We start from the raw sequence: 12,144 nt of genomic DNA, 5'->3' as shown, positions 1-12,144 counted from the left end.
CTAATGATGCTTACTGGAATTCTTCGAAACTATTGGTGAATTCAGTCGGCTTCGGCATCGGCAAGTCGTCATCTTCTTTGACGGCATCGGCGGCTTGGGTGGCGAAGACTTCGGCATAGGCATCATGCTCCGCGCTGGCGCCATCCGACAGGCGGAACTTGACCGCGAGGCCGTCGCGTGAATCCGCCGCGCGCAGCGCATCTTCCTCACTGATTTTGCCGGCCTTGGTCAGTCGGAACAAGGATTGGTCGAAGGTGTGCATGCCGTCTTGCAGTGACTCTTCCATCGCCTGCTTGATCGCGTGCACTTGACCGCGGCGCATCAGATCACGGATGAGCTGCGTGTTGATCAATACTTCCGTCGCCGGCAAGCGACGACCATCGCTGCCGATGATCAGGCGCAGTGCAACCACCGCATGCAGATTCAGTGACAGGTTCATCAGCACGTTCTTGTGTGCCGTTTCCGGGAAGAAGTTCAAGATGCGTTCGATGGCCTGATCGGCGTTGTTTGCATGCAGAGTTGCGAGACAAAGATGCCCCGTTTCCGCGAACGCAATTGCCGATTCCATTGTGTGCGCATCGAGAATTTCACCGATCAAGATGACGTCGGGGGTCTCACGCATCGCGTTTTTCAGCGCATTGTGGAAACCGAGGGTGTCGATGCCGACTTCGCGTTGATTGACCAGCGAGCGTTTGTGGCGATGCAAGTATTCAATCGGATCCTCGATAGTGAGGATATGCCCGCTCATGTGGCTGTTGCGGTGATCAATCATCGACGCGAGGGTGGTGGATTTGCCCGAGCCGGTGGAGCCGACCACCAGGATCAAACCGCGCGGCGCCGAAATCAATGACTTCAAGGTGTCGGGCAATTGCAGTTCGGCGATGGTGGGGATTTCCGTGCGGATGGCGCGGATGACCATGCCCACTTCACCGCGCTGCTTGAACACATTGACGCGGAATCGACCGATGTTCTCAACCATCAAGCCCATGTTGAGTTCGAGATCGCGCTCGAAGGTCGCGCGTTGATCTTCATCCATCAAGGAATTGGCGATGCGTCGCACCAATCCGGGCGGCAAGGCAGTCGTGCCGAGCGGGTGCATCTTGCCTTCGATCTTTACGTGGATGGGTGCACCGGTCGTCAGGAACATGTCCGACCCGCGCTTTTGCATCATCAGTTTCAGAAAGTGACCGATATCCATCGTCTATCCCCAAGCTTCAACTCCCTATGGCAACAGGTATTGGGTCCGTGCGCAAGGGTTTTGAAGCCCGCGTGAACCCCGAAATGACCAATCCCGCAACCGGGCAACCTGAATGTGCGGTTCGCATTGCTTACCCGAGGGGAAGGGAGTAGGGTCAAGTTGTCGACATTGCATTGTTCCCGCGCGTAGCACCGCGCAATTGCTGATAGGAGGCAATGATGTTTGAAGGCCAATCGCAAGACTCGCTGGAATCCATGATGAAAGCGAACCCGGAATTCCGGCAGCTTTACTACCGGCACCGCGAACTCGACAAGAAGGCTGCGGATGCTTCGCTGGGCGTACTTCCCCTGGATGACCAGAGCCTGGCGGAAATGAAGCGACAAAAGCTTGCGTTGAAGTCACAGTTGCAATCGATGTACGAACGCATCACCAACTGACCCAACAAATGTCCCCCCCCTCTCCACTAAAGTGGAGAGGGTGCCGCAAAGCGGCGGGTGAGGCGCTCTTCAGAGCCCAGCCCCCATCCCCGCCCGCGTTATCATGCAAGTTCCCTCCAGCGCCAAAGGCTCGCGGACACGCATGACCCTTCACACCTCTGTTTTGGAACTGATTGGCGGTACGCCGATCGTTGAAGCGCGCAATCTGGATGCCGGCAAGTGCCGCGTCTTTCTGAAGCTTGAAAGCCAGAATCCCGGGGGGTCCATCAAGGACCGGATCGGACTGGCCATGATCGAGGCAGCAGAAAAGCGTGGCGACATCAAGCCGGGCGCCACCTTGGTTGAGGGGACCGCGGGCAACACCGGCATCGGCTTGGCGCTGGTGGCTCAGCAAAAAGGCTATCGCCTGATCTTGGTCGTGCCGGACAAAATGAGCCGGGAGAAGATTTTCAATTTGAAAGCGATGGGCGCCGAAGTGGTGCTCACCCGCTCGGACGTGGCGAAAGGTCATCCGGACTATTACCAAGACCTGGCGGAGCGCATCGCCAATGAGACGCCGGGCGCGTATTTCATCAATCAATTCGGCAATCCCGACAATCCGGCCGCGCACGAATTTGGTACCGGGCCGGAAATCCTGCAGCAAATGGCGGCCGCGGGCGGTGTGGATGCGGTGGTATTCGGGTGTGGGAGCTCTGGCACCATGACCGGACTGTCGCGCTGCTTCGCACAGCAATCGCCGCAAACCGAACTGATCTTGGCCGATCCAGTCGGTTCGATCCTGACCCAGTACATCAATGAAGGCGTCTTGAGCACGAAGTCCGGCAGCTGGCTGGTGGAAGGGATTGGCGAGGATTTCCTGCCGCCGATCTCCGATTTCACACGGGTCAAGAAAGCGTTTGCTGTCAGTGACAAGGAAAGTTTTTTGGCCGGTCGCAACCTGCTGGCCCGCGAAGGGGTGCTCGGCGGGTCGTCGACCGGAACGCTTGTCGCGGCAGCGCTCAAGTATTGCAAGGAACAAACCGAACCGAAGAACGTGTTGGTGCTGGTCTGCGATACCGGCAACAAGTACTTGTCGAAGATGTACAACGACTACTGGATGCTGGACAACGGTTTCCTAGAACGCGAGCAACACGGCGATTTGCGCGATTTGATCCTTCGGCCGTATTCGCTGCGCGACACGGTGGTGGTGGGGCCGAACGATCTGCTGCTGACCGCCTATCAACGGATGAAGCTCTACGACGTGTCGCAGTTGCCGGTTATGGAAGGCGATGCTTTGGTCGGCATCCTCGATGAAAGCGACATGCTGCTGCACGTTTACGGTGATGAAGCACGTTTCCGTGACCCGGTATCCACAGCAATGGTGAGCCATTTGGATCGGGTGGACGTCACGGCCCCGGTGGAGGATTTGCTGCCGATGTTCAATCGGGGGCATGTGGCGATTGTGATGGAAGGCGAGAAATTCTTGGGCCTCATTACCCGTATCGACTTGTTGAACTACCTGCGGCGGCGCGTGGCCTGAACGGGCGGTCCCGGGCCGCCGAATGCAGATAATCCTGACAACAGTGATAAAATCGGGGGCCGTGCAAGCCCCCGATTGGATGGATCCATGACACAGAATACGAAGGACGCAAGCCAGACAGCGCTTGCACTGGGTACGCTCGCCATCCACGGCGGTCAGTCTCCCGACCCGACCACCGGCGCCGTCATGCCGCCGATTTACGCGACCAGTACCTACGCACAGTCGAGCCCAGGGGTGCACCAAGGATTCGAGTATTCGCGGACCCACAATCCAACGCGATTTGCGTATGAGCGCTGCGTCGCCGCTCTGGAAGGGGGCACCCGCGGGTTTGCTTTCGCTTCGGGCATGGCGGCAACCTCCACGCTGCTGGAAATGTTGGACAGCGGAGACCATGTGGTGGCCGTCGACGATTTGTACGGCGGCACCTACCGATTATTCGAGCGTGTGCGCCGTCGGAGCGCAGGCTTGGATTTCAGCTTTGTCGATTTGACCGATCTGGCGGCCTTCGAGGCGGCCATCACGCCGAAAACCAAATTGGTGTGGATCGAGACACCGACGAACCCGTTGTTGAAGATCATTGATATCGCCGCTGTTTGTGCCGTTGCCAAAAAGCACGGACTCATTGTGGTCGTTGACAACACGTTTGCGTCGCCGATGTTGCAGCGCCCTCTGGAATTGGGTGCTGACATCGTGATGCATTCCGCCACCAAGTATCTCAATGGCCACTCAGACATGGTGGGGGGCATGTTGGTGGTGGGCGACAACGCCGATTTGGCGGAACAACTGGCGTTCCTGCAAAACTCAATTGGCGGGGTGCAAGGGCCGTTTGACAGCTTCTTGGCCTTACGTGGCTTGAAGACTTTGCATTTGCGCATGAAGGCACATTGCGAGAATGCAATGGCGATCGCGGAGATGTTGGAAAAGCATCCCAACGTTGAAAAGGTCTTGTATCCAGGTCTGCCAAGCCACCCGCAGCATGCTTTGGCAAAAAGCCAGATGGACGGCTTTGGGGGGATGGTTTCAGTCTATGTGAAAGGTGGCTTGCCCGAAGCTTCGCGATTCTGTGAGCGGCTGGAACTGTTTACGCTGGCGGAATCATTGGGTGGCGTTGAAAGCTTGGTCAACCATCCGGCGGTGATGACGCATGCGAGTGTGCCGTCGGAGCGGCGGGCGGCGCTGGGTATTTCCGATAATTTGGTGCGGTTGAGTGTGGGGGTGGAGTCTGTGGATGATCTGAGTGCGGACCTGTTCCAGGCGCTGAGCTGAAACAGATAGTCAACGGCGGCCTCGTCCATGCGAGGGCGAAAATTGCAATCAAAAAAAGTCGGAGAATCTATGTCAGCGAATGTGTGGAACCAGTTGAATGCGCGTCGCTACCAGCCTTCCCTGCCGTTGCCGCCAGGCTTTGACAAAGAGTCGATTTTGAAAACGCTCGCCAGCCTCTCCATCGACGGAAGTGCTACGGGCGAGCTGAAGGGTTATGCGACTGCGGACTGCGAGCGATTTCTCCACACTCTGGCGCTCATTCCGGAGAATGCCGAGGGTGAATTACTTGAAATCGGCTCGAATCCTTACTTCACCACTTTGTTGCTGATGTACTTTCGGCCGAAGCTTTCGCTGACACTTGTCAACTATTTCGGCGGCGAATCTTTTGAAAGCGAGCAGGTTCTTGAGTACGTGGGTTTTGACGGGCAATTCCACCGCCAAACTTTGAAATATCTCAATTGCAATACCGAAACCACGCCTCTCCCGTTTGAAAAGCATCGTTTCGACTGGGTCATCTATTGCGAAGTTCTGGAGCACATGACGCAAGATCCAGCGCGGGTGCTTCTAGAGTTGAAGCGAGTCATGAAAGAGGGTGCGCAAATGGTGCTTACCACGCCAAATGCGGCCAGGCTCGAAAACGTGGTTGCGTTCATCGAGGGTCGGAACATCTACGATCCCTATTCCGGTTACGGTCCGTACGGCAGACACAATCGAGAATATACACGGCATGAACTGCACCAATTGATGGTGCACTGCGGTTTCGAAAATGCCGCGAGCTTTACGGCGAACGTTCATGACGACATCCCGGGAGTCACTCCTGAAAGCATGCTTCAACCTGTTCTTCTGAACATTCCGAATCGAGAACACGATCTCGGCCAGTATCTTTTCTCGAAATGGCTAAATACGGGTAACGCCAGCAGTCTCAAGCCTTCCTGGTTGTATCGAAGCTATCCCGCAGATGCGCTTGACTAATCATACAATTTTGAGTCAGGGAAATATGTCAAGCAAGACCAGCGGCCATCGGACATTTGGGTCTTGGGTGTCGATGCTAAAGAGGTTTTGGCTCAGACTCTTCGTTGCGCTCAGATCGATTTCTTTCGTAAGTCGCACGTATTCGTTGCTGCCCGAATCGCTTCGGTATCGGATTGCATTGGCCAACTTGTCCGCTGCGCGCGCTGAAAGTAATGCGCTTGGATTCGGAAAGCTGCCGCCAGGTCCCGTGGTGCCGCTTCGAAATGCTGGTCTCGAACGCTCGAAAGGCGCGAAGGCAGGTCGCGGAGTAAATTTGTTCGGTTTTTTTCTAGGTGATTTCGGTCTCGCGGAGAGCGCGAGGGCATATGCCCGCGCCTTGATTGGCGCAGGAATTCCTGTTGCTCTCAATAACATCAGTCTACCGATCGCGCATTCCAGTACTAACCGGGAACTCAAAGACCTCATTGTTGACAGTGCGCCTCACGACATAACATTGGTGTTCGCGAATCCAGACCAGATGTTGAGGCCTGAGTTTGATCCAGTTGCTTCGCGATATGCGGGCACTAAGGTTATTGGATGCTGGTTCTGGGAGCTTGAGCAAATTCCAGATGGCTGGTTGCCGGCGCTTGAGCACGTGGACGGATTGCTTGCTGCAAGTGAATTCGTAGAGCGTTCGTTCAAAGCTGCAACGACGAAACCCACGATTTGTGTTCCCATCCCTTTGACTGAGACGGCGGGAGGTGGATTAACACGCGGAGATTTCGGTCTTCCCGAAAACACATTCATATTTCTTACTTGCTTCGACTTTGCTTCTTCGATTCAACGAAAGAATCCTTTCGCAACAATCGAAGCATTCAAGCGAGCGTTCAATTCTGCAGAGAACGTCATGCTGCTGGTCAAGTGCAGCAACGGGTTCAAGTTTCCCGTGGAGCTTCGCGAGCTATTGAATGCTGCGGCAAGCGATCGAAGGATCCGAGTGGTTGATCAAATCATCGAGCATGCCCACATGGTTTCGCTCCAGAGGAGTTGTGATGTCTTTGTGTCTTTGCACTGCTCTGAAGGATTCGGACTTGCTCTGGCCGAATGCATGGCTATGGGAATGCCGGTAATCGCCACAGGATGGTCGGGAAATGTGGACTTCATGAAAAATGCATGGCCGGGCTTGGTGCGTTTCACGCTTGAGCCGGTGACGGGCGCGCAGTACGAGAGCGCAAACCCTGCTGCACTTTGGGCCGTCGCTGATCTTCAGGACGCGTCTTCGAAAATGCGGTTGGCATTCGACGCAAGATCAAACGAAAATGGCATTCAGAATCGACAAATAGTGAGGCAGTTTTTGGATCCGAAGCGGTGCGCAACCAACCTGTTGAACGCGATCCATGATCTGGAACTGAGAGGGGAGCTCAATTGAACGCAATGATGGACGCGCTTTGGCGATATCGCGGCTTTGTTTGGCTTGCGGTTATCAATGAGTACAAAGCGCGATTTGTACGGAGTCGTTTTGGGCTGGCTTGGGTTGTTCTGAATCCACTCGCGCAGGTGCTGATTTATGCAACCGTTCTTTCCTCAGTGCTTGCAACTCGGTTACCAGGGGTGGAAAGCAAGTTTTCTTATACGGCGTATCTGCTTTCCGGAATGATTTGTTGGAACACGTTTTCGGAAATTGTAAGTAGATCTTTGACCATGTTCATGGACAATTCCAGTTTATTGAAAAAAGTCAATTTTCCGCGAATTGCACTACCTGCCATCGTTGTCGTGAGCGCTCTGGTCGGTACCGTCGCGCTGAGCGTCGCATCATTTTTCATTTTATTGCTTGCAGGTTTTCCCTTGCACGCAACATGGATTTGGTTGCCTGTCCTTATCGCCATAACTGCCCTATTTGCGGTCGGCGTCGGCTTGTTGGCAGGAACGATAAACGTTTTCTCGCGAGATTTCGGTCAGGTTTTCGCAATCCTCTTGCAGTTCTGGTTCTGGCTAACGCCGGTGGTTTACCCGAGTAGCGTCTTGCCAGAGAGAATCTCATTCTTTGCGCAATTCAACCCAATGTACACGCTTGTGGAAGCCTTTCATTCCGTTGTCGTCTTCGGGCGCATACCAACGCCGGAGCCCATGTTGATCGTCTTCGTTTTGGCATGCGCTCTCCTTGCGTTCGGGACTCTTCTCTTCAGGCGCGCTTCACCGGATCTGGTTGATGAACTATGAATGAGGATTTGGTAAGGGTGCAGAATGCCGGTAAGGCATACACCAAATTTCGAAGTACGATCCATCGAATTTTGAGATGGTCAGGCTTCAACATTCTGCCCATTGAAGAGTCGTGGGTTCTTAGGCATGTGTCATTTAGTGTCCGACCGGGCGAGAGCTTGGGGATCATCGGCCAGAATGGCGCGGGGAAGAGCACGCTTCTCAAAATGATTGTCGGGACGTCTTGGCCAAGCGAAGGGCGGGTAGATGTGCGAGGCCGCGTCGCTGCGTTGTTAGAGCTAGGGTTGGGATTCAACCCGGAGCTCAGCGGACGCGAGAACTCAAGACACGTATGTGGAATGATGGGCATTACCGGTCAAGATATGGAAGCCTTGATCCCTGACATCGAAGCGTTTGCTGAGATCGGCGACTATTTTGACGAGCCGATGCGTTCATATTCGTCAGGTATGCAGATGCGCGTTGCGTTCAGTGTCGCAACCGCCATTCGGCCGGATTTGCTGATCGTCGACGAGGCGCTCTCAGTCGGTGATGCATATTTTGTGCACAAGTGTTTCAAGCGAATGAATGAATTCAGGGCGTTGGGCACGTCGCTGCTTTTCGTTTCTCACGATCCAGGGGCGATACAAGCACTGTGCGACAGAGCAATTGTTCTGGAGAAAGGAAGAATGATCCTGGACGCAGAACCCAAAGCCGCGCTGGATCTTTATAACGCCCTGATTGCAGAGAAAGAGCGCTCCACAATTTCCGTTCAGTCGGGAGAGCAAGGTATCTCTACGGCTTCAGGGACGAATGAAGCTGTCATAACGTCTTGCCGTCTGTTGGATTCGGACGGCAGCCAAATTGAATATGCCAAAGTGGGTGATCTAATACATCTGAGCGTTGCTACGGAAATCAGAGCCGAAATTCCGCAAATGGTTTTCGGATACATGATTAGAGACCGATTGGGGCAACCCGTTTTCGGAACGAACACTTCCTACACGCAGCAAGTCGTCAACTCCCTTAAGGCTGGAGACCGACTGACGTTCGATGTTTCCTTCAAAAACTCGCTGGGACCGGGCAGCTACTCCTTTTCCGTTGCATTGAGCAGTACCGAAACCCACTTGGTGGATAATTTCCACTGGAAAGATCTGGCCGTCGTCTTTACCGTCGCCAATACGGAGTATCCGTTTTTCATCGGGTGCGCACACATGCCCCCTACGATTCAGGTTGTCGAGTTCAGGGGGACGCATGCACACTGATACAGGATTCGTGAACGTCGAGCGAGTGATCCGCCAAGTTTCCCGGCGGGTGGCGCTTGACTCTCAAAGCGTGCATCAAGGGGCTGAGGTCGTCTGGAAGCCGACGATATTGAGTCGGCAGAATGAGTACGCCTTGTCTGATCTGATGGCCTTCCACGGTCCGGCTTTTGTCCGCAATGCTTACGTTGCAATTCTGCGACGTCTTCCTGATCCGGGGGGCTTCGCAATGAACTGCGAAGCGCTCGAGAGAGGTGCGAGAAGCCGGATCGAGATATTGGCCGAGCTCCGCTGGTCGCCGGAAGGGGAGGCCCATCGTGTTCACATAGATGGCTTGCTGGGCCCGACCCTGGTCGAGCGCTGGAAACGCAAGCGTTGGATTGGGCGATATATACGTCTTGCAGACCGGTTTGTCGGTTACACCGAACCAAACGTGCACATTACGCATGCATTGAACCGGATCGCGATAGAGCAAGAGGCTCAGTCACTGAAGCTCTTCAATATCGCCGACGCGGTACTGGACTTGAAAGACAACATGAGCGATCTCGTGAGTGAGCTGGCAACTTACCAAAATGGTCACGCGAATTTGGTGCGTGAAATCAATGAAATTGGTCGTTTCGTCGAACATGAACTGAAGTCTGCGTTGACTGTTGCGAAGTCGGAGATTTCTGATATACACACGCAACTCTCTGCTCATGGATACTGGATTGCGAAAGAGGATGACGCGCGCCGTACCGCCAAGGAGAAAGATCAGTCTCAGGACGCGATTTATGTGGACTTCGAGAAGGCGTTCAGGGGGTCCAGCGCGCTGATTCGGCAACGGCTCCAGCCCTATGTCGACCTCTTGAAGAGGCAAGGTGTGGGTGCAGGTGATTTATTGTTGGACGTTGGTTGCGGCAATGGCGAAATGCTGGAAGTGTTAGGCGACGCGGGTTTTGAAGCTGTCGGCGTGGATACGAACACGGCCTTCATTGATGGCTGCAAGGCGCGCAATTTATCAGTCGTCTTGCAAGACGGGATCGAATATCTTGAAGAGCAAGAAGCGGCGAGCGTCGCTGCCATTTCGGCGATACACTTGGCCGAACACCTTGACTTTTCCAAGCTCATCGAGCTGGTCGATGAGTCACTACGCGTTCTTCGACCCGGCGGTGTTTTAATTCTTGAAACCCCTAATCCGGAAAATCTTTTGGTTTCCAGCCGTTACTTCTATCTGGATCCAACCCACCGGAACCCGATTCCCCCGGAGACCTTGCAATGGCTGCTGAAAACACGTGGCTTCGGTCAAGTTGAGACCTTGCGACTGAGGGAAGCTCGCGGAGAAATGCCGGTCGCGCACGTTTCACCGGATCAACCGGGAGCGGATCCAATTAACAAGTTCGTTGAGCTATTGACGGCTGCGCCGGACTACGCAGTTATTGGAATCAAAGAGTGAATTCCGTTCGAACTTTACTTGTCACGGGTGCGTCCGGATTCGTTGGAAAGCATGTCTCCAATGCAGCTTTGGAAGAGCGGCTGGACTGGCGAGTGCTGCCCTTGAAAAAGGGACTTGACCTCAGGGATATGCGATCACTGAGCACATGGATCAAAGCCAATCATTTTGATGGCGTGCTGCATCTCGGCGCGCAAAGTTTTGTGCCTCGCGCATTCGAGAACCCGGAGGAGACTCTTGAAATCAACCTGCTGGGGACGCTCCACTTGCTGCAATCTCTTTCTCAGGTGGGTTTTTCGGGTCCATTTGTATACGTAAGCAGCGGCGACGTTTACGGGGCTGTCCCCGAGGGAACCTTACCCATTTCAGAAGAGCTAAGACCCGCGCCAAGAAATCCGTATGCGGTCAGCAAAGTCGCCGCAGAACACCTATGCCTGCAGTGGCAACGAACTGAAGGAATCAAGGCGATAATCGCCAGGCCGTTCAATCACATCGGCCCAATGCAAGGCAGCTCTTTCGTCGTTCCTTCTGTTGCATCGCAAATTATCGAAGCGAAGAGGAAGAAGTGTTCACGCGCTGAGATCAGTGTCGGAAACATTGACGTGACACGTGACTTCACTGACGTCCGTGACGTCGTGGCTGCGTACGCGAGACTTTTGGAAGACGGCAGGGCAGGGGAAATCTACAATGTCGCCAGCGGGAAAGAGAGAACCATCAGAGAGTTGATTGAATCACTTTCGGTATTGGCAGAATTGCCAGTGACACTACGCTCTGATCCGGCAAAAATGCGGTCCGGGGAGCAGCGACGCGTAGTTGCGGATACGAGCAAGATCCAACGCGATATTGGTTGGCGTGCTGCCATACCGATGGAACAAACCCTCAAAGACATACTTAGCCAACTGGAATGTAAATGACCAACAAATCTGCTCTCATTACAGGTATCACCGGTCAAGACGGTGCCTATCTTTCGAAGCTGCTCTTGGAAAAGGGCTACAAAGTTCACGGCATTCTCGCCCGAAGGAGCACTGACACCCTTTGGCGACTTCGTGAAGTGGGCGTTGAGAATGATGTGCATCTCATTGACGGCGACCTGACGGACTTGTCTTCAATGATTCGCGCCATGGAGATGTCGAAAGCCGAAGAAGTCTACAACCTCGGCGCGCAAAGCTTCGTTGGAAGCTCGTGGTCGCAACCGATTCTGACAGCACAAGTCGACGGCGTGGGGGCATTAAACGTCATTGAATCGGTCCGAATCGCAAACCCGGCGGCGAAGTTCTACCAGGCTTCAACCAGTGAAATGTTCGGCCTCATCCAGGCAGAGCGACAAGATGAAACGACGCCTTTTTATCCGAGAAGCCCTTACGGTGCTGCAAAACTCATGGCGCACTGGATGACAGTCAACTACCGTGAGAGTTTTGGACTTCACGCTTCAAGCGGAATTCTGTTCAATCACGAGTCTCCGTTGAGAGGCATCGAATTCGTGACGCGTAAGGTGACGCACGCCGTGGCGTCTATCAAGCTCGGCAAGTCGCGCGAGCTACGGTTGGGCAACATCGACGCAAAGCGGGATTGGGGCTTTGCAGGAGACTACGTGGAGGCGATGTGGCTCATGACCCAGCAAGATGTAGCTGATGATTACGTAGTCGCGACTGGCATAACCACCACAGTTCGCGAAATGTGCGAAATCGCATTCGAACACGTGGGGCTGAATATGGCGGATCATTTGGTGATTGATCCGAAGTTCTTCCGCCCTGCGGAGGTTGATGTGTTACTCGGCAATCCCGCAAAGGCCCAAGCCAATTTGGGCTGGACGCCAAAGACCAGCCTCAAGGAGCTGATTGTCATGATGGTTGAAGCTGATTTGCGCAGACTCAGCGCGTAACCAATCT

The 12,144-nt window shown here is 54.2% G+C and carries 11 protein-coding genes; 10 read left to right on the top strand and 1 reads right to left on the bottom strand.

The window, feature by feature from the left end:
- Positions 1-10: 10 nt before the first annotated feature.
- Positions 11-1,198, bottom strand: a complete 1,188-nt coding sequence (locus tag H8L67_RS09200; protein ID WP_220379530.1) for a PilT/PilU family type 4a pilus ATPase — start codon at positions 1,196-1,198, stop codon at positions 11-13.
- 218 nt (positions 1,199-1,416) lie between these two features.
- Here H8L67_RS09200 and H8L67_RS09195 point away from each other — a divergent pair, with 218 nt between their 5' ends.
- The 10 genes from H8L67_RS09195 (at position 1,417) to gmd (ending at position 12,137) form a co-directional block, all read left to right on the top strand.
- Entirely contained in the window at positions 1,417-1,635 is a 219-nt protein-coding gene (locus tag H8L67_RS09195; protein ID WP_220379529.1) for an HP1242/YdcH family protein, read from the top strand.
- 142 nt (positions 1,636-1,777) lie between these two features.
- On the top strand, positions 1,778-3,154 hold the full coding sequence (locus tag H8L67_RS09190) for a pyridoxal-phosphate dependent enzyme (protein ID WP_220379528.1): 1,377 nt from the start codon (positions 1,778-1,780) through the stop codon (positions 3,152-3,154).
- Between the two features lie 87 nt (positions 3,155-3,241).
- Positions 3,242-4,420, top strand: coding sequence for a cystathionine gamma-synthase (locus H8L67_RS09185; protein ID WP_220379527.1), 1,179 nt, complete (start codon positions 3,242-3,244; stop codon positions 4,418-4,420).
- Between the two features lie 69 nt (positions 4,421-4,489).
- Complete coding sequence (locus H8L67_RS09180; RefSeq protein ID WP_220379526.1) at positions 4,490-5,392, top strand: class I SAM-dependent methyltransferase; 903 nt, start codon at positions 4,490-4,492, stop codon at positions 5,390-5,392.
- Between the two features lie 187 nt (positions 5,393-5,579).
- Positions 5,580-6,800, top strand: a complete 1,221-nt coding sequence (locus H8L67_RS09175) for a glycosyltransferase (RefSeq protein ID WP_220379525.1) — start codon at positions 5,580-5,582, stop codon at positions 6,798-6,800.
- Positions 6,801-6,805: 5 nt separating this feature from the next.
- On the top strand, positions 6,806-7,591 hold the full coding sequence (locus H8L67_RS09170) for an ABC transporter permease (protein ID WP_220379524.1): 786 nt from the start codon (positions 6,806-6,808) through the stop codon (positions 7,589-7,591).
- A complete protein-coding gene (locus H8L67_RS09165; RefSeq protein WP_220379523.1) occupies positions 7,588-8,829 on the top strand; it encodes an ABC transporter ATP-binding protein in 1,242 nt (413 codons plus the stop codon). The genes H8L67_RS09170 and H8L67_RS09165 overlap by 4 nt, the downstream gene beginning before the upstream one ends.
- Positions 8,819-10,258: a class I SAM-dependent methyltransferase gene (locus tag H8L67_RS09160; protein ID WP_220379522.1), complete on the top strand. Its 1,440-nt coding sequence runs from the start codon at positions 8,819-8,821 to the stop codon at positions 10,256-10,258. The genes H8L67_RS09165 and H8L67_RS09160 overlap by 11 nt, the downstream gene beginning before the upstream one ends.
- Positions 10,255-11,169, top strand: a complete 915-nt coding sequence (locus tag H8L67_RS09155) for a GDP-mannose 4,6-dehydratase (RefSeq protein WP_220379521.1) — start codon at positions 10,255-10,257, stop codon at positions 11,167-11,169. The genes H8L67_RS09160 and H8L67_RS09155 overlap by 4 nt, the downstream gene beginning before the upstream one ends.
- Entirely contained in the window at positions 11,166-12,137 is a 972-nt protein-coding gene (gmd, locus tag H8L67_RS09150) for a GDP-mannose 4,6-dehydratase (protein ID WP_220379520.1), read from the top strand. The genes H8L67_RS09155 and gmd overlap by 4 nt, the downstream gene beginning before the upstream one ends.
- Positions 12,138-12,144 lie beyond the last annotated feature (7 nt).

This window comes from Lysobacter soyae (assembly GCF_019551435.1).
Lineage (GTDB): Bacteria > Pseudomonadota > Gammaproteobacteria > Xanthomonadales > Xanthomonadaceae > Solilutibacter > Solilutibacter soyae.
This window is presented reverse-complemented; position numbering and strand designations above follow the sequence as displayed.

Excerpts from the sequence above, each read along its gene's own strand:
- H8L67_RS09170 (WP_220379524.1), top strand. The coding sequence starts at position 6,806 with ATGATGGACGCGCTTTGGCGATATCGCGGCTTTGTTTGGCTTGCGGTT.
- H8L67_RS09165 (WP_220379523.1), top strand. The coding sequence starts at position 7,588 with ATGAATGAGGATTTGGTAAGGGTGCAGAATGCCGGTAAGGCATACACC.
- H8L67_RS09160 (WP_220379522.1), top strand. The coding sequence starts at position 8,819 with ATGCACACTGATACAGGATTCGTGAACGTCGAGCGAGTGATCCGCCAA.
- gmd (WP_220379520.1), top strand. The coding sequence starts at position 11,166 with ATGACCAACAAATCTGCTCTCATTACAGGTATCACCGGTCAAGACGGT.
- H8L67_RS09180 (WP_220379526.1), top strand. The coding sequence starts at position 4,490 with ATGTCAGCGAATGTGTGGAACCAGTTGAATGCGCGTCGCTACCAGCCT.
- H8L67_RS09190 (WP_220379528.1), top strand. The coding sequence starts at position 1,778 with ATGACCCTTCACACCTCTGTTTTGGAACTGATTGGCGGTACGCCGATC.
- H8L67_RS09200 (WP_220379530.1), bottom strand. The coding sequence starts at position 1,198 with ATGGATATCGGTCACTTTCTGAAACTGATGATGCAAAAGCGCGGGTCG.
- H8L67_RS09195 (WP_220379529.1), top strand. The coding sequence starts at position 1,417 with ATGTTTGAAGGCCAATCGCAAGACTCGCTGGAATCCATGATGAAAGCG.
- H8L67_RS09185 (WP_220379527.1), top strand. The coding sequence starts at position 3,242 with ATGACACAGAATACGAAGGACGCAAGCCAGACAGCGCTTGCACTGGGT.